The 20,184-nt window shown below is 33.5% G+C and carries 21 protein-coding genes; 14 read left to right on the top strand and 7 right to left on the bottom strand.

Annotated elements, in window-relative coordinates:
- Positions 1 to 42: 42 nt before the first annotated feature.
- The 11 genes from IRZ83_RS06125 to IRZ83_RS06075 all read left to right on the top strand — a co-directional run bounded on the left by IRZ83_RS06125 (position 43) and on the right by IRZ83_RS06075 (position 10,750).
- Positions 43 to 1,017 carry a type IX secretion system membrane protein PorP/SprF gene (locus IRZ83_RS06125; RefSeq protein ID WP_029271285.1) on the top strand — a complete coding sequence of 325 codons (975 nt, stop codon included), beginning with the start codon at positions 43 to 45 and terminating at the stop codon, positions 1,015 to 1,017.
- Positions 1,018 to 1,166: 149 nt separating this feature from the next.
- Positions 1,167 to 2,252, top strand: a complete 1,086-nt coding sequence (locus tag IRZ83_RS06120) for a sensor histidine kinase (RefSeq protein ID WP_029271283.1) — start codon at positions 1,167 to 1,169, stop codon at positions 2,250 to 2,252.
- Positions 2,249 to 2,938: a LytR/AlgR family response regulator transcription factor gene (locus IRZ83_RS06115; RefSeq protein WP_029271281.1), complete on the top strand. Its 690-nt coding sequence runs from the start codon at positions 2,249 to 2,251 to the stop codon at positions 2,936 to 2,938. The genes IRZ83_RS06120 and IRZ83_RS06115 overlap by 4 nt, the downstream gene beginning before the upstream one ends.
- Before the next feature lie 168 nt (positions 2,939 to 3,106).
- Positions 3,107 to 3,844, top strand: a complete 738-nt coding sequence (locus IRZ83_RS06110) for an intradiol ring-cleavage dioxygenase (RefSeq protein WP_194567537.1) — start codon at positions 3,107 to 3,109, stop codon at positions 3,842 to 3,844.
- Positions 3,845 to 3,863: 19 nt separating this feature from the next.
- Entirely contained in the window at positions 3,864 to 4,565 is a 702-nt protein-coding gene (locus IRZ83_RS06105) for a pirin (protein ID WP_194567535.1), read from the top strand.
- A 3-nt stretch (positions 4,566 to 4,568) separates the two neighbouring features.
- On the top strand, positions 4,569 to 5,069 hold the full coding sequence (locus IRZ83_RS06100) for a hypothetical protein (protein ID WP_194567533.1): 501 nt from the start codon (positions 4,569 to 4,571) through the stop codon (positions 5,067 to 5,069).
- 263 nt (positions 5,070 to 5,332) lie between these two features.
- Positions 5,333 to 6,520, top strand: a complete 1,188-nt coding sequence (locus tag IRZ83_RS06095) for a phosphoglycerate kinase (RefSeq protein WP_029271274.1) — start codon at positions 5,333 to 5,335, stop codon at positions 6,518 to 6,520.
- A gap of 110 nt (positions 6,521 to 6,630) precedes the next feature.
- Positions 6,631 to 8,469, top strand: a complete 1,839-nt coding sequence (locus IRZ83_RS06090; RefSeq protein ID WP_194567531.1) for a LysM peptidoglycan-binding domain-containing protein — start codon at positions 6,631 to 6,633, stop codon at positions 8,467 to 8,469.
- Positions 8,470 to 8,513: 44 nt separating this feature from the next.
- Complete coding sequence (locus tag IRZ83_RS06085) at positions 8,514 to 9,482, top strand: DUF4837 family protein (RefSeq protein ID WP_194567529.1); 969 nt, start codon at positions 8,514 to 8,516, stop codon at positions 9,480 to 9,482.
- Between the two features lie 54 nt (positions 9,483 to 9,536).
- Positions 9,537 to 10,178, top strand: coding sequence for a DUF1579 domain-containing protein (locus IRZ83_RS06080; RefSeq protein ID WP_029271269.1), 642 nt, complete (start codon positions 9,537 to 9,539; stop codon positions 10,176 to 10,178).
- Positions 10,179 to 10,303: 125 nt separating this feature from the next.
- Positions 10,304 to 10,750: a GNAT family N-acetyltransferase gene (locus IRZ83_RS06075; RefSeq protein ID WP_194567527.1), complete on the top strand. Its 447-nt coding sequence runs from the start codon at positions 10,304 to 10,306 to the stop codon at positions 10,748 to 10,750.
- Between the two features lie 134 nt (positions 10,751 to 10,884).
- On the opposite strand, the gene IRZ83_RS06070 is transcribed toward IRZ83_RS06075, so the two are convergent.
- The 3 genes from IRZ83_RS06070 to rnpA all read right to left on the bottom strand — a co-directional run bounded on the left by IRZ83_RS06070 (position 10,885) and on the right by rnpA (position 13,855).
- Positions 10,885 to 11,688, bottom strand: a complete 804-nt coding sequence (locus IRZ83_RS06070) for an OmpA family protein (protein WP_194567525.1) — start codon at positions 11,686 to 11,688, stop codon at positions 10,885 to 10,887.
- 8 nt (positions 11,689 to 11,696) lie between these two features.
- A complete protein-coding gene (locus tag IRZ83_RS06065) occupies positions 11,697 to 13,334 on the bottom strand; it encodes a S41 family peptidase (protein WP_029271264.1) in 1,638 nt (545 codons plus the stop codon).
- A gap of 104 nt (positions 13,335 to 13,438) precedes the next feature.
- On the bottom strand, positions 13,439 to 13,855 hold the full coding sequence (gene rnpA, locus IRZ83_RS06060; protein ID WP_029271262.1) for a ribonuclease P protein component: 417 nt from the start codon (positions 13,853 to 13,855) through the stop codon (positions 13,439 to 13,441).
- 288 nt (positions 13,856 to 14,143) lie between these two features.
- On the opposite strand from rnpA, the gene IRZ83_RS06055 reads away from it, so the two are divergent.
- The 3 genes from IRZ83_RS06055 (at position 14,144) to IRZ83_RS06045 (ending at position 16,743) form a co-directional block, all read left to right on the top strand.
- A complete protein-coding gene (locus IRZ83_RS06055; RefSeq protein WP_029271260.1) occupies positions 14,144 to 14,884 on the top strand; it encodes a lysophospholipid acyltransferase family protein in 741 nt (246 codons plus the stop codon).
- Between the two features lie 53 nt (positions 14,885 to 14,937).
- The gene (locus IRZ83_RS06050) at positions 14,938 to 15,930 is read left to right on the top strand and encodes an acyl-ACP desaturase (RefSeq protein ID WP_029271258.1); all 993 of its coding nucleotides are present in this window, start codon (positions 14,938 to 14,940) and stop codon (positions 15,928 to 15,930) included.
- A 159-nt stretch (positions 15,931 to 16,089) separates the two neighbouring features.
- Positions 16,090 to 16,743: an HD domain-containing protein gene (locus IRZ83_RS06045; RefSeq protein ID WP_194568280.1), complete on the top strand. Its 654-nt coding sequence runs from the start codon at positions 16,090 to 16,092 to the stop codon at positions 16,741 to 16,743.
- Between the two features lie 151 nt (positions 16,744 to 16,894).
- Here IRZ83_RS06045 and IRZ83_RS06040 read toward each other — a convergent pair whose 3' ends face one another.
- The 4 genes from IRZ83_RS06040 to IRZ83_RS06025 all read right to left on the bottom strand — a co-directional run bounded on the left by IRZ83_RS06040 (position 16,895) and on the right by IRZ83_RS06025 (position 20,131).
- Complete coding sequence (locus IRZ83_RS06040) at positions 16,895 to 17,017, bottom strand: FeoB-associated Cys-rich membrane protein (RefSeq protein WP_082447142.1); 123 nt, start codon at positions 17,015 to 17,017, stop codon at positions 16,895 to 16,897.
- 6 nt (positions 17,018 to 17,023) lie between these two features.
- Complete coding sequence (feoB, locus tag IRZ83_RS06035) at positions 17,024 to 19,123, bottom strand: ferrous iron transport protein B (RefSeq protein ID WP_194567523.1); 2,100 nt, start codon at positions 19,121 to 19,123, stop codon at positions 17,024 to 17,026.
- The gene (locus IRZ83_RS06030; RefSeq protein WP_017495803.1) at positions 19,123 to 19,362 is read right to left on the bottom strand and encodes a ferrous iron transport protein A; all 240 of its coding nucleotides are present in this window, start codon (positions 19,360 to 19,362) and stop codon (positions 19,123 to 19,125) included. The genes feoB and IRZ83_RS06030 overlap by 1 nt, the downstream gene beginning before the upstream one ends.
- Positions 19,363 to 19,465: 103 nt before the next feature.
- Positions 19,466 to 20,131, bottom strand: coding sequence for an SCO family protein (locus tag IRZ83_RS06025; RefSeq protein WP_194567521.1), 666 nt, complete (start codon positions 20,129 to 20,131; stop codon positions 19,466 to 19,468).
- Positions 20,132 to 20,184 lie beyond the last annotated feature (53 nt).

The raw sequence follows: 20,184 nt of genomic DNA, 5'->3' as shown, positions 1-20,184 counted from the left end.
AAATAAGAGCCCCTAATGATGTTGTCTAAAAAAATTATCACAATGAAAAAGTTTATTTTATCTTTAGTACTCATGGCTGTAACATCAGGTTACAGCCAAGAGTTAAACCTACCTGTATTTACACAGTATTTAGCAGACAATCCTTTTGTTATATCACCTGCTTTTGCCGGTATTGGAGATAACTTAAGAATTAGAGCAAACGGATTGACACAATGGGTAGGAATCAAAGATGCACCCGATAACCAATCGTTATATGCAGATTTTAGAGTTTTAGACAGATCTGGAGTTGGTATCAATATTTACAATGATAAAAATGGTTATACGAGGCAAACCGGAGCGAAAGTTTCTTTTGCACACCATATCATTTTAGATTATTATTCTAAGCAGTATTTGTCTTTTGGTCTTTCGTATAACTTCAATAGTTTTAGAATTGATATTGATGAATTCAATAACACTATTGAACACCCAATATTAGATCCTTCTGTTACGGATAATCGTTATACAACAAACAATAACTTTGATATTAGTGCTTTGTATCGTAACAAAAACTTCTATGCGAGTTTTAATGCGAACAACGTTTTAAAGAAAAACACGGATAAATATCGTGGAGTTGAACCTAACTTGCTTTCAAATTACCAAGTGTATACTGGTATGGTTTTTAAAGATGGCGAAAACAGCCGTATCGAATACGAACCATCTCTTTACTACCAATATTTTGCCAGCGACGGGCGTTCTACAACCGATATCAACTTCAAATACAGACGTTACAATCGTTACGAAGATTATTATTGGATTGGAGTTTCATACCGTTTCTTAAATGACCAATTTCCAAAACCATTATCAGTAGGACCAATGGTTGGTTTTATGAAATCTAAATTCTATTTCGGATATTCATACCAAGTAATGTTCAATGATCTTGGTAACTATAATACAGGAACACACTCGATCACAATTGGATTCGATTTCTTACAAGCGATCAGTAACTGTCCTTGTACGCAAAGTCCGGTTCACGACTAAACAGATTATTCATGGCAGATAAGCCATAATTATTCAGCGGGTCGCAACATTATGTGTTTTTACCGCAATAATTTGAAATAAACAAGCAATAAGATTAAATTTGGCTAATGTCATTTTGTTTCGGCAAAAGCGTTAGCCAAATTTTTTTTATGAAAGCAAAATTTTCACTTTATGCGAAACATATAGTTCTGTGCCTCGCTTTTTTATTTTTGCCGTATGCTTTTACATCGACAACTAATGTTTTTTCGTTGCCGCATTTGTATACCAACGCACACGATCGCATTTACCTTTTCATTTATTTTACCCTTCTTTGCTTTTTCTATTTCAACTATTATTATCTGATTCCGAAATTATATTTTGCTGATAAAAAGCTTTTATACTATATAATCATTATTGTTTTTTTATTGTTTTTTCTTTGGATATCAACTGTTCTGGATCATCCAAGCCGGAATTTTTTAGATTTTAGAAATCATGCTGAACCTTTTTTAGACGATCACAATCTCCCAAAAGGATTTCCGCCTCCGCCAATGGGAAAAGATATGCCTTTTGAATTTGCCGGTGGTCCGCCCACGCAATACGGACACACAACTTTAGTTTATTTAATCGGTGTCATCTCTAGTTTGCTGTTTGCTATTTCAGGCCGATTGCAAAGTGTCGAAAAAGAAAAAGTAAAATCAGAATTAGCGTTTTTAAAAGCACAGATTAATCCGCATTTTCTATTTAATACTTTAAATAGTATTTACGCATTAGCACTTAAAAAAGATGACAAAACTCCAGATGCCGTTGTACAGCTTTCTGAGTTAATGCGTTACATCATGACCAATTCTAATGATGAGGTTATTGATCTCAATAAAGAAATTAATTACATCAATAATTTTATATCGCTTCAAAAAACACGTTTAGGAAATACTGTAAGTGTCGATTATAAAGTAACCGGAAACGCTTTCGGAAAAGCCATAACGCCCCTTATTTTAATTTCTTTTATAGAAAATGCTTTTAAACATGGTGTAAATCCAGATCAAACTTCTGAAATTTGTGTTTATATTGATATTGACGAAGAAATGCTGACTTTATTCGTTTCGAATAAAAAGACCTTTTCAGTTCAGTCGGATAGCGGTATCGGACTGCAAAATACAATCGAAAGATTATCGTTAGTATATCCTAACAAGCATGAACTCAAAATTGAAGATACTTCAGAAAAATACATTGTAAACTTGGCCATAAAAATAGGATGATTAAAGCTATTGCATTAGATGACGAGCCATTGGCACTGGAGATTCTTCAGAGTTTGTGCAGTACTACTGAGTACGTAGAACTGAAGAAAACCTTCACAAAATCTGATGAAGCTTTTAAATATTTAAAGAAATATCCTGTCGATTTATTATTTTTAGATATCAATATGCCGTCGATTTCAGGTTTAGATTTCTATAAAAAACTGCCACATAAAACAATGGTAATTTTTACAACGGCTTATTCTGAATTTGCTGTAGAAGGCTTTACTTTAAGTGCAACAGATTATCTTTTAAAACCCATTTCACTTGACCGTTTTCGACAATCTGTAGAAAAAGCCTATTCGCAGTGGAAACTTCAAAACCAAAATATCGAACAGCAGTATCTTTTTATTCGTGCCGATTACAGTTTGATTAAAATCCTCTTTTCAGATATTTTATACATTGAAGGTTTAGATGATTATTTGAAAATTCATATTCAAAATCAAAAAACTGTTGTCGCCAGAATGACATTAAAAGCCATTCTTCTAAAACTGCCTGATACAGAATTCATCCGAGTACATCGTTCTTTTATTATTCCAATTTCAAAAATCGAAAAAATCAGAAACAAGATTATTTACATCGAACAAACTGAAATACCAATAAGTGCGAGTTACGAAGAAGCTTTTTTTGCACTTTTAGATCAAAAATAGAACAGATCAGTTTTTACTTATTTTTACTACAAAATATATTTTTTTCGCTGTTCACCTCAATATTTTTATGGTTTACCTCAAACTTTTTCCAACGCTCTAATTTCGAATAATTTTACTCGAAAATAACTGTTAATCATTCAATTGATCTAACATTTAAATTAAAAAGCGATGAAAAGAAAAGAGTTTTTAAGAGGTTTGGGTTTAATCGGAATCAGCTCTTTAGCAATTCCAATTATTAACTCCTGCAGCAAAGATGGCGATTCTTCAGATACGGCCACAGGCACAGATTCTGGTTCAGGATCTTCCGGCAATTGCAGTGTTACACCATCAGAAACGGCTGGTCCATTTCCGACCATCACACCATCTTCATTAGTAAAATCTAATATTGTAATGGACAGAACCGGAGTTGGTTTTACAATTAAAATTACAGTCAAAAACACAAATGCAAGCTGTGCAGCTTTAAAAGGCGCATTAGTTGACATTTGGCATTGCGATAAAGACGGTTATTATTCTGAATATGGCGGTACTTCTATGCAGTCTGTAAATTATACTTCAGTACACTTTTTACGAGGCAGACAAACTACAGATGATAATGGCTTAGTGACTTTTACCTCGATATTTCCAGGTTGGTATTCTGGCAGAGCGACGCATATTCACGTTCATATTTACAATGCGAGCGGGACTTCTTTGCTGGTTACACAAATTGCTTTTCCAGAAGGTACAAATAGTGCAGTCGCTTTAGTAAACGCATCAACTGCAAATGGTTATACCAAAGGTTTAAGCGGGTATACATATAATGCTTCTGATAATGTGTTTTCAGATTCTGTTGCAAACGAATTGGCAACACTTACTGGGAGTGTAAGCGATGGATATGTTTTAGCGCATACCATAAATGTGGCAAGTTAGTTTTCTAAAATAGTTTATAATGATAGTTCAAATTCCCACTCAAATTTATAAGTCAGATGCAAGAGGCGCTTTAAATTCTGCAAATCACAATTGTTTTGCGACTTTTAACTTTGAACATTACCAAGATTTGTCCAGAAACGCCTTCGGATCTTTAAAAATTCTAAATGAGGTAATTCTTGCTCCCCAACAACGTATTACCCGATTTATAAATTCGAATTCTAATGTAATTATTCTGCCGTTATTTGGAGGCATAGATTATAAGGACAATATTGGTAATGAGGAATTTTTACGTGTCGAACAGATTCGGGTTTTGGCAGCCGATGACGATTTGTCTTTAGAGATCTTTAATCCGTACAAAAGCGAAAATGTTAGTTATCTGGAAATTGCTTTTCAGATGGGAAGACAGTATTTCAAAAATTATTTTCAGCAGTATATCATTGATTTTAGTAAAAGAAATAAACTCAACCTGTTATTCGAAATTGAAAGAGCGATTGGGTTCATCGGAATTTATGACGGAAGAAAAGAAGGTTTTTATGCTTTGAAAAATTCGAATAACGGCGTTTTTGTTTTTGTGATTCACGGAGCTTTTGAAGTCGAAAACAGGTTATTAGAGGCAAAAGACGGTTTGGGAATTAAAAAAGTCGGTACAATTGAGTGGGAAGCTTTATCAGAAAATGCAATTTTACTGGTTATGGAAGTTCCTTTAACATCAAAGGATTAAGTTATGGAAATCACTAAAATTAAATTAGCGTACCGCGTCATTATTGATAATTCCTCTACTTTTTTGTGGGATAAATATGTTTTTGAAGATACCTTCAAAGAATATAATATGCAAAGTCAGCAATTTAATTCTGGTGAAAACAAAAAAAATACTTTCAGAGAACTTTTGGCAGAAAATGAAAAAGCAGATCAGCTTCATTTCTTAACCGGAATTGCAGCCAGCGGTTACGTTTCGCAATTAAAAGGAAATTTTCACAGAGTTTCTGATGTTCTCGGAAATAATTATTTTCCATTTATAAACTATCAGCTTGATATTTTAAATACAGATATAACCGATATCTCAAAGCACAGAATTGGCATCACATTTTATTCGCCCTTGTTAACGTATTTCGGAATTATTGAAGGAAATTATCTCGTTTCTAAAAATACCGACAATGCAAATGAATACGAAACGCTGATGTTTCCCGTTCAAAAACATTTGTCAATTTGTTACATTCAAAAATAATAGCAGGCAATCTCCAAAAACAAAAATAAATCGATTCATTTTTGACCTTTTCTGTCTTTCTTTTGGCAGAGAAGGTTTTTTTATATGATCCGGATGTTAAATTAGTATTCAAAATTGTGTTTATAATTTAATAAACCATTTTATTTGTGAAATTATAACGTTTTCGTTCTTTTAATTATCGATTTTTTAGTTTATTCGAATTTATAACTACTCCAAAAGTTCTATATTTGTTGTTCTCTCTAAAAAAATTAAAAAACTATCAAATGAAAACTTTAAACGATTTCGATTTCAAAAATAAAAAAGCAATAATCCGTGTTGATTTTAATGTGCCTTTAGATGAAAATTTTAACGTAACAGACGCTACACGTATCGAAGCTGCAAAACCTACAATTGATACTATTTTAGCGCAAGGCGGAAGTGTAATTTTAATGTCTCACTTAGGAAGACCAAAAGGCGCTGAAGAAAAATATTCTTTAAAACATATTTTAAAAACTGCTTCTAAAATTTTAGGAGTTGAAGTTAAATTTGCTACAGACTGTGTGGGAGAACCAGCTCAAACTGCGGCAAAAGACCTTAAGCCAGGAGAAGTTTTATTATTAGAAAATTTACGTTTTCATGCTGAAGAAGAAGCTGGAGATGTTGCTTTTGCAAAAGAATTGGCATCACTAGGAGATATTTATGTAAACGATGCTTTTGGAACGGCTCACAGAGCGCACGCTTCGACAACTATTATTGCACAATTTTTCCCAACTGAAAAATGTTTCGGAACTTTATTGGCAAAAGAAATTGAAAGCTTGAATAAAGTATTAAAAAACAGCGAAAAACCTGTAACTGCGGTTCTTGGAGGTTCTAAAGTTTCTTCAAAAATTACAGTTATCGAAAATATTTTAGATAAAGTAGACCACATGATTATTGGTGGTGGAATGACTTTTACTTTCATTAAAGCACAAGGCGGAAAAATTGGCGAGTCTATCTGCGAAGATGACAAACAAGAACTGGCTCTTGAAATTTTAAGATTAGCGAAAGAAAAGGGAGTTCAAGTTCATATTCCTGTTGACGTAATTGCTGCTGATGATTTCTCAAACACTGCAAATACACAAGTTGTAGACGTAACTGCAATTCCAGACGGATGGCAAGGTCTTGATGCTGGCCCTAAATCTTTAGAAAATTTCAAAAAAGTAATTTTAGAGTCTAAAACTATTTTATGGAATGGTCCATTAGGTGTTTTTGAAATGGAATCTTTTGCAAAAGGAACTATTGCTTTAGGTGAGTATATTGCTGAAGCTACTGAAAAAGGAGCTTTTTCATTAGTTGGAGGCGGAGATTCTGTTGCTGCTGTAAAACAATTTGGTCTAGAAGATAAAATGAGCTATGTTTCTACAGGTGGTGGAGCGATGTTAGAGATGCTGGAAGGAAAAGTTTTACCAGGAATTGCGGCAATTTTAGACTAAAAAATCACAATTAACATTTTTTTACGTATATTTAGGCGGTAAACTTTTTAAGTTTGCAAAACTAAAGCTTCTATAATTATTTGATTTATAGAATTTTAAAAAAATGTTATATGATTATAAAGAAAATCTCCTTAGTCGTTACAGCTTTTTTTTCAATATCGATGTTTGCACAGGAAACTGCAACAGCATCTTTAGAAATAAAACCAGAAGTTAAGTTATCTTATCTAGATTCTGTTAAAAGTTCTTTCAAAAAAAATGACATGGCTGCGAGAGTAGACAGTTTGTGGATGAAAGAGCTGACAAGCTTAGATATTTATGACGATTTATCAAAAGACATTCAAACCATTAACACTGATATTACAGTTGATGAAGAGTTGCCAACAGAATTGCTGAAACAGCGTCTGCAGGCGATGAACGAAAAATCACCTTTTAATATTGAATACAATCAAGGTTTAGAAAACATAATAAAGTCATTTCTTAAGAATCGAAGAAAATCGTTTTCTCGATTAATGGCTTTATCAGAATATTACTTCCCAATTTTTGAGGAGTCTTTTTCAAGACATAATATTCCTTTAGAAATTAAATATTTAGCCGTTGTAGAATCTGCTTTAAATCCTAAAGCAGTTTCTAAAATGGGCGCTACGGGTCTTTGGCAATTCATGTACGGCACCGGAAAACAATACGCACTTAAAATTGATTCTTATATAGACGAGCGAAGCGATCCTATGAAAGCAACCGCAGCCTGCAGTGAATACATGAACAAAATGTTCAATGTATTTAACGATTGGGAACTTGTTTTAGCGTCATACAACTCTGGACCTGGAAATGTTACCAAAGCAATTCGCCGTTCTGGAGGTCAGACCAAATATTGGGACATTCGCAGTAATCTTCCTAAAGAAACACAAGGTTATGTTCCAGCTTTTTATGCTACAATGTATCTTTTTGAATATCACAAAGAACACGGAATTAACCCTGAAAGAGCTGTAGTTAAAAACTTCGAAACAGATACAGTTAACATCAAAAATGAGATGACATTCAAACAAATTGCTGATTTGTTAGATATGCCACAATCTCAGATTCAACTTTTAAACCCTTCGTATAAATTAAATGTTGTGCCTCATTATCAAGGCGAACCGCACTTTTTGCGACTTCCAAAAGATAAAATTGCAACTTTTGTTTCTAATGAAGATCAAATTTATGCATACGTTCAGCACCAATCTGGAATTAGAACAATGTCAAAACAATTGGCTTTGAAAGTAGGTCCAAAAGCAAAAGCAAAGCTGGAGAAAACAATTCCTACTGAAACAGAAATCTATAAAGTTCAAAAAGGAGATAATCTGGGCGCTATTGCAGATAAATACGATGTTTCTATTTTAGATTTAAAAAAATGGAATAACATTAAAGGAAACTCAATCGCTCTTGGACAAAATTTAAAAATAAAATCGAATGCAGATCCTATTGCAAAAAATCCAAAAGATTTGAAAGCAATGCCTGAAACAGATAAAAAACCAACTGAAGCTGTTGCCACTGCAGATGAAAAAGAAAAAACGTCTGGACAAACTCAAGAATATGTTGTAGCTGCAGGAGATAATTTAGGAAGTATTGCTAAAAAATTCGGCACAACTATTGCTGACTTAAAAGAACTTAATAATCTGCCTTCAAACAACATTGGTTTAGGAAAAACATTAATAGTTTCTAAAGCAGTTCTAGAAATAGATGAGCCAAGTACAGTTAACAATGCAATAGTTTCAACAAATGCATCTGTTGATTCTTTCAAGAAAGGTGCTTCATCAGCTAAAATGGGCGAAGATTATTATGTTAAAAAAGGAGATTCTTTGTATAGCATTTCTAAAAAATATCCTGGAGTTACAATTTCAGATATTAAAAAATGGAATGGTATTAAAGACGGAGATATAAAACCCGGAATGAAACTTAAAATAAACGGATAATAAAAAAACATCTAAATTTGGGTTTTATTTCATAAATTAAAAAAATGAATAAAACCCATTTTTTATTAGTACTATTGCCTCTTTTGCTGATTTCGTGTTTAAAAACCGATAAACAGCCTCAGCCTGTATCTGGTAAAACCAACACAATTTCTATAATCATTGACGACCAATTGTGGTATGGAGAAGTAGGCGACAGTATTCGTAATAAATTTGCATCTCCAGTTTGGGGCCTTACTCAAGAAGAGCCTCTTTTTACAATCAATCAATATCCTGCCCGTTTGCTAGAAGGTTTTGTTACCGACAGCAGAAGTATTATTGTTGTAAAAAAAGCCACAACAGATAAATTTGAAATCACAAGAAGCAAAAATCTGCCCCACAATACTTTTCGTATTTACGGAAAATCTGTAGATGATATTATTTGCAGTATCGAACTCAATTCTGCACAAATTATCAAAATGATTCGAGATGCTGAAATCGAAAAAATTCAGCAGGATAACAGCAAATCATTACTGAATCCGGCTGTCATCAAAAACAAATTTCATATCGATCTCCAGATTCCAACGGGATATGAATACATGCTTCATAAAAAGAATTTTATTTGGCTTAAAAATGATATAATCAGCGGTAATACAAGTTTGCTTATTTACCAGATTCCGCTTCGTAATTTTAAAAAGAAATCTAACGTTGTCGCTAATATCATTAGAATGCGAGATTCTATTGGGACTTACATCAAAGGAAGAGAACCCAATACACGCATGATTACCGGTGAAGCTTATGCACCTTATTTTTCAAACACACTTTTAGACGGAAAGAAAGCGTATGAAACAAAAGGAACTTGGGAGCTTAAAAACGATTTCATGGCTGGACCTTTTATCAATTATGCAATAATTGATGAAACATACAATCGAATATTGGTTATCGAAGGTTTCTGCTACTCACCATCCAATCAAGAACGTGACTTAATGCTTGATTTAGAAGCCATTATAAAATCGGTTAAAATAGATAAAAGATAATTTTATTATAATTTTTCATACTTTTGTTTATAACAAACATTAAATGAGATACTTATGAAAAATTATTATGTAGCATTATCAATGTTAGTTTTGTGTTTTGCTTCTTGTAAAAAGGAAGTAAAAACTGAAATGGTAACCACAAAAGACACTGCTAGTGTAAAAACAGAAGAAGCAATTGCAGAACCAGTTTTAGATTCTGCAGCACAAATGAAGGCATGGCAAGCATATGCTGCGCCTACTGCTCCACACAAATTGATGGCAGATGAAACAGGAACTTGGAACTGTGATATGACTTTTTGGGAAGAACCCGACGGAAAACCGAGCAAAGCCACTTCGACAGCAAATATCAAGATGATACTTGGTGGCCGTTATCAAGAAGCAAATTATAACGGAACTATGATGGGTCAGCCATTTGAAGGGAAAAGTACACTGGCTTATAATAACGCCAGCAAAGAATACACCACTACTTTTATTGATAATATGGGAACGGGTATGATGGTCGCACTTGGAAAATATGACGAAGCGAGCAAAAGTATAGAATTTAAAGGCGAAATGGTAAGTCCGTTAAATGGAAAAAAATCGCCTTATAGAGAATTATATACCATTGTTGATGCATCTACCCGCAAATTAGAAACTTTCGATACGAAAAACGGACAAGAATATAAGAGCATGGAAATTATCATGAAGAAAAAATAGGAATTTAGACAACTAAGTTTTGAAAATCCCGATTGCAAATTGTAATCGGGATTTCTATTTGATAATATTTGATGTAATTTTGCTTTTAACACTTAACAACGATAAAAAACTACAAATAAAATAGAATGGAATTAAAATGGAAAATAAAGCCGTTTGACGCATTAACGGTTCATGAGTTATATGATTTGCTTAAAGTTAGAAGTGAGATCTTTGTTGTCGAGCAAAATTGCGTTTATTTAGACGCAGACGGCAAAGACAAGCTTGCCTTACATCTAATTGGAGAATATGACGGTAAGATAGTTGCTTATGCACGTTTATTTGACGCTGGAATAAGCTTTGATAATTCTTCAATTGGCAGAGTAGTGGTAGATGCTAATTATCGTGATAGAAAGTGGGGACATGATTTAATGCGTGAAGCCATTGCAGGAATAAAATCAAATTTTGGAAAAGATAAAATTACAATTGGTGCTCAATTGTATTTAAAGAAGTTTTATGAAAGCCATGGATTTATGCAAACAAGCGAAATGTATTTGGAAGACGATATTCCGCATATCGAAATGATTCGTGGTTAAAAACACTATTGTAATGATGTTGCAATAATAATTTTTGATTTTAATATTGATTTGTAACTTTCTTAAAATTAAAAAAATAACTACTTTGTTTAAAGTTAAACTTTAAGTAAATAGAATTTTTATTCAAATAAATGTCATAGTTTAGTAATGACGAATTCAACACGGCGATCAAGATTGTCGCCTTTTCCCAAGGGGTTTTTATTGCCATATCCTTGATAAGTCATTCTGTTTTTAGATATTTTTTTCGAGCTCAAATAGTAAAAAACGGTTTTGGCACGATTCCAGGAAAGTCTTCTTTCATTGGTTGCTTTGTCAATTCCGTCGCTGTATATTTCTGGAGTACAGCAAACGTGGCCTCTTATTTCAAATTTAATGTTTTTTTGATGCAGGAGAGTTTCGGCTATTTTATCTAATTCTTTTTTAGAAGTATGGGTGAGTTTTGAACTTCCAATGTCAAATAAAATACTTTCTAGACAAACTTTATCGCCAACTTTTAGATTGTCTTTAAATGAATTTCGAATTCCTTTTCCAAAGCTGTTCCGTCTCACGGCGATCAAGTCGACCCGCCGATTCCGAGAACGAGATTCACTGAGGCTTTCGACAGTATCAGGCCGCACAACTACCCGGCCTTTTCCTTCTAAAATAACAATTTTTGTCTGATTGAATCCAGCAGAAACTAATAGATTCTGAATCGTAAGAGCACGATTATTCGATAATCTAAAATTATACTCGTCTGTACCGCGATCGTCGCAGTATCCGTAAATTTGTATTGACTCTACTTTAGAAGTGTCAATGTTTTTAATGAAATTAGTTACAACTTCGGTTTGTTTTGAGGTGAGATCATATTTGTCAAACTCAAAATAAATGGTTTCGATGGGTTTTTGCTGCGCCGATAAATTGTAAATAATAAACAGAAATAAGGCTCTACAAAGTTTCATTCTCTTTTTTACATTTTTAAAATCGTTTTATACTCAGTTTGATTATTTAAAACGCTGACCGCTTTCTTAATTTCTGAATTGTTTTTGATATAAAATTGATACAAACCTTCTTGATACTGATATCTTTTGATCAGTTCTTCTTGAATCAAATTCTTGATTTCTTTTTGGTTTTTGTCTAGTAACGTAGTTTCACTTTTTTCAAGTGCGGCTAATAATTGCTGATATTCAGGCGCTATGGTTTCGTCAATTTTTTCATTTTTGGCTGCAGCCAAAGTATTTCTCAATGCCACTTCAGTTTCAGTGTCAAAACTGATTTTGTTTGTTTTTAAGTATTGTTTGAAACTAGTATAATCAGCATCCGTAAGCACCGGAATTTTATCTCCTAAATTTGGATTTTTATAATAGTACGTCGTTGCATAATCAAAGATTCCGTCATTTTTTAATAAAGCAGTCGTGATTGGACTGGTCTTGGTTTCGTCTAATTCGATATCGGGTAAAACTCCTCCTCCGTCATAAACAGTTCTGCCTTTTCTGGTTTTAAAAGCATTAAAGTTTTTTGCATCTGTTTTTTGAGCAACACCATTTTTGTCTTTGTGCGCATAATCTAACGCTTGAATACAACGCCCAGAAGGTGTGTAGTAACGAGAAATAGTTACTTTTAATTGCGTTCCGTAAGTTAAATCAACAGAACGCTGAACTAAACCTTTACCGAAACTGCGGCTTCCTAAAATAACGGCGCGATCTAAATCCTGTAAAGCTCCAGATACAATTTCTGATGCCGATGCACTTCGTCCGTTAACCAAAATTGCTAACGGAATTTCAGTATCTACAGGTTCTTTAGTGGTTTTATAAGTATTGTTGTGTTTTTCAATTCTTGATTTTGTGGTAACGATAACTTCGTTTTTCGGAACAAATAAATTACAGATATCGATGGCTTCATTCAATAAACCTCCGGGATTTCCTCTTAAATCAAGGACAATTTGTTTGGCACCGTCTGCTTTTAGTTTTTCAAGAGCGTCTTTTACTTCGGCAGCAGCTTTTCTGCTAAAATGTGCTAAAACAATGTAACCGGTTTTATCATCAATCTTCCCGTAAAACGGAACAGATTTAATATCAACTTCGTCAAGAATCAATTCGGTTGTATACGTTTTTCCTTGACGTAAATATTTAATCTGAATTTTGGTGTTTTTTGTTCCTTTTAATAATTGAGAAGCGTCGTCTTTAAAATCAGCAATCAAAACATCTCCAATTTGAATAATTTCGTCACCAGCTTTTAGTCCCGCTTTATCTGCAGGATAGTTTTTATAAGGCTCGCGAACTATTAAGCGGTCTTTTTTTCTAGAAATCAAAGCGCCAATTCCGGTATATTCTCCAGTATTATTGATTTTAAAGTTTACAACATCCTGCTCATTAAAATAAACAGTGTACGGATCTAAACTTCCTAACATGCTTTTAATGGCTTTGTCCATTAAATCACCCGGATTGGTCTCGTCTACATAATTGGTATTTACCGCTTTAAAGAGGGTTGTAAAAATTTCTATTTGTTTAGCAATTTCAAAAAAGTCGTCTTTGAAACTGGTTCCAATAAATAGAAATGCCGCCGCAACGGTTGGTATAATGATTTTTCTTTTGAAAAAAGTAGCCATGTTTATGTAATATCTGAAATAAATAAAGCACTAAAATAAGAATAAATCATTAATAAAGGCATTCCCAGTAAATGATTATCGACGAACAGTCAGAAAAGAATTAATTACAAAGGATTTTGCGATTCTGTTTTGTTTTCAGAATCGGCTGTTTTATTTACTTGCAATAGAAATTTCTCAAACAATTGAATTGTCTTTGTGTTGATTTCTTCGTAAGATAATTTATCTTTAGTCTGGTAAAAAAACATCAGAGAATAAGGCTGTTGAATGTTTTCTAAAAGCAAATGTTTGTTTAATCGATACGTTTCTCTAAGAACGCGTTTGAAGTAATTTCGGTCAACGGCTCTTTTAAAGTATTTCTTAGAAACCGATACTCCAATTTTAATTTTTTCTTCTGAATCAGCTTCCGCTTGACGGTAAACCAAACGCAATGGATATTTAGAAACCGATTTTCCTTCAGAAAACAGTAATCCAATTACGGTTTTGCTTTTTAAGCGTTCATTTTTAGGGTAAGTGAAATTCATTTAATTCAGAGAAAATTGCAATTTTAGGGACAAAGGTAATTTTTTTATTTGCTGTATAAATATTCCTTCATGGGTTTTATGAAATGAATTGGCACTTTTTTATAATTTTAAATAAGAGGATATCGATTATTTTTGTAAAATGGAGTTTTTGAATGTAAATACAATTCGTACAAATTCGTGTGTTTTATAGATGTTTTTTTCTTTTAAGTACCGTATTTGTTGATACTTATATAATTTTTATACGGCTAAAAATATATTTACTACTTTTGGCCTTAAATTTTTTCAAGCATGCAAAAGATAATTTCATATCCAATCTCCGTAATTTATTATTTATGTTTTGGATTGTGTTTGGCGGTTTTTCACCCAATACAATGGATTTGCCTTAATCTTTTTGGTTATCAGGCGCATAAAGTAAGTGTTGATTATTTGAATTTTTTCCTTTTAAGATGTACCAATCTTGTGGGAACAACTTATAAAATTGAAGGAAGAGAGACAATTCCAACCGGCGTTCCGTTGATTTTTGTATCGAATCACCAAAGTATGTACGATATCGTAGCAATGATTTGGTACTTTAGACGTTTTCATTGTAAATTTGTAAGTAAGAAAGAGTTAGGCAGCGGAATTCCGAGTGTGTCATTTAATTTACGCCACGGAGGTTCAGTGCTAATTGACCGTAAAGATCCTAAACAAGCGATTCCTGTAATCAAAAGCTTGTCTGAATATATCGAAAAAAACACAAGATCTGCTGTAATTTTTCCCGAAGGCACAAGAAGCAAAACAGGAAAACCTAAAGAATTTGCTCAAAGCGGTTTAAAAATTCTATGCAAATATGCGCCTTCAGCGTATGTTGTACCCGTGAGCATAAACAATTCATGGAAAATGGTAAAGTATGGTTTTTTCCCAGTTGGTCTAGGAAATCATCTTACCTTTACCGCACATCAAGCCATGGCAGTAAAAGATTATGATTTTGCCGAGTTAATGAGATTGACTGAAAAGGCAGTTGTAGAAGGAGTAAACGAGTATAAATAGATTTTTGATTTCAGAAATACTTTGAAACAAAAATCCCAAATCTAAAATAAGTAATGTCTATAAAAAACATTAGATTAGAAGTGATGCAGTTTTTGGAAAAAAACGTTGACAGCTTCGTTGAACAGTATTTAATTCCAGTAGAAAAAATTTGGCAGCCGTCTGATTTTCTGCCTAATTCTGAAGGAGATAACTTCTTTGAGGAGGTAAAAGAACTACGCGAAATTGCTAAAGAATTACCATATGATTTCTGGGTTACGCTTGTAGGTGATACAATCACTGAAGAAGCTTTGCCAACATACGAATCTTGGCTGATGGATGTAGAAGGAATAAACCAGATAGAAAATGGTGGAAATGGCTGGTCGAAATGGATCCGTCAGTGGACTGGAGAAGAAAACCGCCATGGTGATTTATTAAATAAATACTTGTATTTGTCTGGTCGTGTGAACATGCGTGAAATCGAAATGACAACACAGCATTTGATCAACGACGGTTTTGATATCGGGACTGGATCTGACCCATACAAAAACTTTGTATATACTAGTTTTCAGGAATTAGCAACTTACGTTTCGCACAATAGAGTAGCTCAAATGGCTAAGAAATTTGGTGATAACAAGCTGTCTAAAATGTGTAAAATGATTGCGGGTGACGAAATGCGCCATCACCATGCTTACAGCGAATTTGTAACGCGCATTTTTGCAGTTGATCCAAGCGAGATGATGTTGGCGTTTCAATATATGATGAAACAAAAAATCGTTATGCCAGCACATTTCTTGAGAGAATCTGGTCAAAAAATCAGTTCTGCTTTCGAACAGTTTTCTGATTCTGCACAGCGTATTGGAGTGTACACAGCAAATGATTATGTAGACATCATGCAAAAATTAATCGACAAATGGGAAATTGACAAAATCACGAATTTGACAGATGAAGCTGAAAAAGCACGTGATTACTTAATGAAATTACCAGCCCGTATGGCAAGAATCTCTGAAAGACTTGTAATTCCTGCAGAAGGTCACATCTTTAAATGGGTAGAACCGGCGAGACTTTAAATTTAGATTTCTAATTTTAGAATTTAGATTAAAAAATATATTGTTGATTGTTGAGGTTTTAAACTTTGACAATCAACATTTTTATTTAAAAGAATACAAAAAAAATTGGCGCTAATCCGCGTCATCCGCTTACCATTATTATCACACGAAAATACAGCTATGAATAATCCTGATTTAATAAATAAAACAATCGCGTTTGTAAAAGAAAAACTAAACGATGCCGAAGGCGGACACGATTGGTTTCATATCGAACGCGTATATAAAAATGCACTTTTAATTGCAAAAGGAACGGATTGCGATATTACGGTTGTGCAGTTAGGAGCTTTGCTTCATGATATTGCTGACAGTAAATTCCATAATGGAGATGAAACAATTGGACCCAAAACAGCACGCTTGTTTTTAGAATCTCAAAAGGTTTCAGAAGAAATCATAATGCATGTTGTAAATATCATCGAAAACATCTCTTATAAAGGCGGAAATTTCGAAAAGAGCTTCTCCTCTATAGAATTAGATATCGTTCAGGATGCTGATCGTTTAGATGCAATAGGAGCGATTGGAGTGGCAAGAGCATTTAATTATGGTGGATTTAAAAACAGAGCCTTATACAATCCTGAAATTTCGCCCGTAACTAACATGACAAAAGAAGAATATAAAAAGAATAATGCGCCAACTATAAATCACTTCTACGAAAAACTGCTTCTTTTAAAAGATAAAATGAATACCGAAGCAGGAAAACAAATTGCGGCAGAAAGACATAAATTTATGGAGACTTTCCTAGCACAGTTTTATGCTGAGTGGGAAGGAATTAAATAGTTTTTATTCCACAATGATTCGCCAAGAAAACACAAAGCTTCACAAAGAAATTTAAATCTCTGTGAAGCTTTGTGTTTTTTCTTTTTGTGTCTCTGCGAAATTGCTTTCTAAACCTTTGTCACTTTGCCCCTTTGAAAATTTAAACCTTCCTCTAAGAACACCCACAATCGCTACTTCCGCAATCTTTTTTCTTTTTAGATTTCCAAAAGAATTTTTTGATTAGAAAACCAACGGCAATAAGTAATATTCCGAAGGCAATTATTTCTTGTACCATGATCGATTATTTTAAAAGTTGATACGCTAAAAGCGCTACAAAATAAGCTAGCCCACTCATTAAAATGAGTTGCATTGCAGGCCATTTCCATGAATTGGTTTCTTTTTTGGTAATTGCTAAAGTACTCGCGCACTGCATCGCAAAAGCATAAAACAGCAATAAAGAAATTCCAGATGCAAAATTAAAGATCTTCTGACCCGTTTCTGGATTCACTTCTTTTTGCATTTTACTTTTAATTGTTGCTTCGTTATCACTATCGCCAACACTGTAAATAGTAGCTAATGTTCCAACAAAAACCTCACGCGCGGCGAAAGAGCTGATAATCGCAATTCCGATTTTCCAATCGTAACCTAAAGGATGAATTGCCGGTTCGATGGCTTTACCCATAATTCCGATATATGAATTCTCCAGTTTTTGAGAAGCTACTTCGTTCTCAAACTGAACTTCGTTTAAAGTTGTATTTGCGAATCTTTCTTTTACAATAGTTTCTGCTTCATTAAAATCTTTTCCAGGACCGTATGAAGCTAAAAACCACAAAATAACAGATATTGCCAAGATGATTTTACCAGCTCCAACAACAAAAGCTTTTGTTTTTTCGACAACATTGATTCCGACATTTTTGAAAAGAGGCATTTTATAACTTGGCATTTCAACAACAAAATAAGTTTTTGAGTTGAATTTCAATATTTTATTTAAGATATAGGCAGATAGAATTGCGGTTCCAAAACCTAATAAATAAAGCAGCATCAATGCTAATCCCTGCATGTTCAAAATTCCAAATAATCTTTCATTCGGAATTACCAACGAAATGATAATCGTATAAACAGGCAATCTTGCTGAACAAGTTGTGAAGGGTGTTACTAGGATAGTAATAAGTCGTTCTTTCCAATTTTCTATATTTCGGGTTGCCATAATCGCCGGAATTGCACACGCCGTTCCTGAAATCAAAGGCACAACACTTTTTCCTGAAAGCCCAAATTTGCGCATTATTTTATCCATCAAAAAAACCACTCGGCTCATATAACCGCTTTCTTCCAGAATAGAAATAAACAGAAATAAGAAGGCAATTTGTGGAATAAAAATAATAACACCGCCAATCCCTGGAATAATTCCCTGCGAAAGCAAATCTGTCAAAATACCGCTTGGCAATCTTTCAGCAACCCAGCTGCTTAATGAAGCAAAAGTGCTGTCGATAAAATCCATTGGAATGGTTGACCAGCTGAATATCGATTGAAAAATTAAAAATAATATGGCCAGAAAAATTACATAACCCCAAAATTTATGAGTTAAAACGCGATCGAGTTTGGCTCTAAAGTCTTTGGCCATCGTGGCATCGACTTTTAAACCTTCTTTCAAAACATCATTTATAAACTGATATCTTTTGATGGTTTCTTTTTGCTGTAAGCGTTTTAATTCTGAATGTGATTTGGTAAACGTGCTTCGAATTTCATTACGGTCTAAATTCGAAAAGTTAACATCTTGCGTAATCACTAACCATAATTTGTATAATAACTGGTTTGGAAATGCACGTTGTAACTTTTCAAAATAAGCTTCATCGATGACCGAAGCATTTAAACAAGGTTCGTGCGGAATGGTTTTATAGGAAACAATTAATTCTTTTAATTCTTCAATTCCTAAACCTTTGCGGGAACTTACAAGCGCAATTTTAGTTTTAAGTTTTTCCTCCAAATACGGAATATCAAGTGTAATTCCTTTGGTTTCCATACGATCTGACATATTAATGACTAATATCGTCGGAATTTCTAGGTCTTTTATTTGAGTATAAATCAGTAAATTTCGTTTCAGATTTTCAACATCTGTAACCACTACTGCAACATCAGGATATAGTTTGTCGTTTTTATTAAGGAGAAGTTCAATTACAACACTTTCGTCCATCGAACTTGCATTCAGACTATACGTTCCGGGCAAATCTAAAATGTTGGCTTTGATGTTGTGAGGTAATTTGCAAAACCCGATTTTTTTCTCAACCGTAATTCCCGGATAATTTCCAACTTGCTGATTTAAACCAGTAAGCTGATTAAAAACGGAAGTTTTTCCTGTATTAGGATTCCCAATTAAGGCGACATTAATATTCTGAATGCTCATTACAAATTGGTTTTGATAAGTTCAACTTCAATTTCACGAGCAGTTTCAACACGAATAGCAACATGCGAGCCGTTAATGTCTAAATACAATGGATCTCCAAAAGGAGCAATTTGAAGTAATTCGACCAGGTTGCCCGGTAAACAACCCATCTCTAATAATTTTAAAGGAATTAAATCGATATCAAAATCTTTGATAATGGCTTTTTCGCCTTTTTTTAGGGTATGAATTGTATTTTGCAAGCTTATTTAGATTGAATTTAGATTACAAAAGTATACAATTATTCTTTATTGCAAGGCATTTAACACTTTTGAATATGCTAAATGTTTCTAAAAATAAGGCATTTTACTCTTCGCATAAGAAATTTATGTCATCTATAAGACGTTTGATTTCTTCTTTGTTTGTCCCGTCATAAAAACCTCGAACACGGCGTTTTTGATCAACCAAAACAAAATTCTCTGTATGAACCATATCATATAACTGATCTGGGCGGCCTTGTTTTACTGCCAAATATGATTTTCGTGCCATTTTGTAAATCTCTTTTTTATCTCCAGTTACTAAATTCCACTTGCTGTCTACAACACCATATTTTACAGCATACGCTTTTAAAACAGAAACACTGTCTACCTCTGGAAAAACCGTATGAGAAAGTAACATTACTTTAGGATTATTTAGAACTGCTTTTTGAACTTCAGATAAATTAGTACTCATTTTTGGGCATATAGAACCGCAGGTCGTGAAGAAAAAGTCGGCTACATAAATTTTTCCTTCATAATTTTTTTGTGTGATAGTATCACCGTTTTGGTTTACGAATGAAAAATCAGCGATAGTATGGTATTTACTTTTGTATTGAACTGTACTGTCAACCAATTCTGGGTTTACATCTGCGGGATTGTAAATTGGCAATGTTTTTTGTGGCTTTAAAGCCGAATAAAATAAAGATATGGTGACAACAGAAAATACAATTAAAACAATGAAGAATTTTCGGTATTTATAAAGAAACGATTTCATAAAAATAATTTGGCGCAAAAATACGAAAAGAGGTTTTTAAAAGCCTAATTATC

This window comes from Flavobacterium sp. JLP (assembly GCF_015350755.1).
In the GTDB taxonomy this organism is placed as follows: Bacteria; Bacteroidota; Bacteroidia; order Flavobacteriales; family Flavobacteriaceae; genus Flavobacterium.
The sequence above is the reverse complement of the archived record's forward strand: the minus strand, read 5'-3'. Positions and strand labels throughout refer to the sequence as shown.

Excerpts from the sequence above, each read along its gene's own strand:
- IRZ83_RS06125 (WP_029271285.1), top strand. The coding sequence starts at position 43 with ATGAAAAAGTTTATTTTATCTTTAGTACTCATGGCTGTAACATCAGGT.
- IRZ83_RS06120 (WP_029271283.1), top strand. The coding sequence starts at position 1,167 with ATGAAAGCAAAATTTTCACTTTATGCGAAACATATAGTTCTGTGCCTC.
- IRZ83_RS06115 (WP_029271281.1), top strand. The coding sequence starts at position 2,249 with ATGATTAAAGCTATTGCATTAGATGACGAGCCATTGGCACTGGAGATT.
- IRZ83_RS06110 (WP_194567537.1), top strand. The coding sequence starts at position 3,107 with ATGAAAAGAAAAGAGTTTTTAAGAGGTTTGGGTTTAATCGGAATCAGC.
- IRZ83_RS06105 (WP_194567535.1), top strand. The coding sequence starts at position 3,864 with ATGATAGTTCAAATTCCCACTCAAATTTATAAGTCAGATGCAAGAGGC.
- IRZ83_RS06100 (WP_194567533.1), top strand. The coding sequence starts at position 4,569 with ATGGAAATCACTAAAATTAAATTAGCGTACCGCGTCATTATTGATAAT.
- IRZ83_RS06095 (WP_029271274.1), top strand. The coding sequence starts at position 5,333 with ATGAAAACTTTAAACGATTTCGATTTCAAAAATAAAAAAGCAATAATC.
- IRZ83_RS06090 (WP_194567531.1), top strand. The coding sequence starts at position 6,631 with ATGATTATAAAGAAAATCTCCTTAGTCGTTACAGCTTTTTTTTCAATA.
- IRZ83_RS06085 (WP_194567529.1), top strand. The coding sequence starts at position 8,514 with ATGAATAAAACCCATTTTTTATTAGTACTATTGCCTCTTTTGCTGATT.
- IRZ83_RS06080 (WP_029271269.1), top strand. The coding sequence starts at position 9,537 with ATGAAAAATTATTATGTAGCATTATCAATGTTAGTTTTGTGTTTTGCT.
- IRZ83_RS06075 (WP_194567527.1), top strand. The coding sequence starts at position 10,304 with ATGGAATTAAAATGGAAAATAAAGCCGTTTGACGCATTAACGGTTCAT.
- IRZ83_RS06070 (WP_194567525.1), bottom strand. The coding sequence starts at position 11,688 with ATGAAACTTTGTAGAGCCTTATTTCTGTTTATTATTTACAATTTATCG.
- IRZ83_RS06065 (WP_029271264.1), bottom strand. The coding sequence starts at position 13,334 with ATGGCTACTTTTTTCAAAAGAAAAATCATTATACCAACCGTTGCGGCG.
- rnpA (WP_029271262.1), bottom strand. The coding sequence starts at position 13,855 with ATGAATTTCACTTACCCTAAAAATGAACGCTTAAAAAGCAAAACCGTA.
- IRZ83_RS06055 (WP_029271260.1), top strand. The coding sequence starts at position 14,144 with ATGCAAAAGATAATTTCATATCCAATCTCCGTAATTTATTATTTATGT.
- IRZ83_RS06050 (WP_029271258.1), top strand. The coding sequence starts at position 14,938 with ATGTCTATAAAAAACATTAGATTAGAAGTGATGCAGTTTTTGGAAAAA.
- IRZ83_RS06045 (WP_194568280.1), top strand. The coding sequence starts at position 16,090 with ATGAATAATCCTGATTTAATAAATAAAACAATCGCGTTTGTAAAAGAA.
- IRZ83_RS06040 (WP_082447142.1), bottom strand. The coding sequence starts at position 17,017 with ATGGTACAAGAAATAATTGCCTTCGGAATATTACTTATTGCCGTTGGT.
- feoB (WP_194567523.1), bottom strand. The coding sequence starts at position 19,123 with ATGAGCATTCAGAATATTAATGTCGCCTTAATTGGGAATCCTAATACA.
- IRZ83_RS06025 (WP_194567521.1), bottom strand. The coding sequence starts at position 20,131 with ATGAAATCGTTTCTTTATAAATACCGAAAATTCTTCATTGTTTTAATT.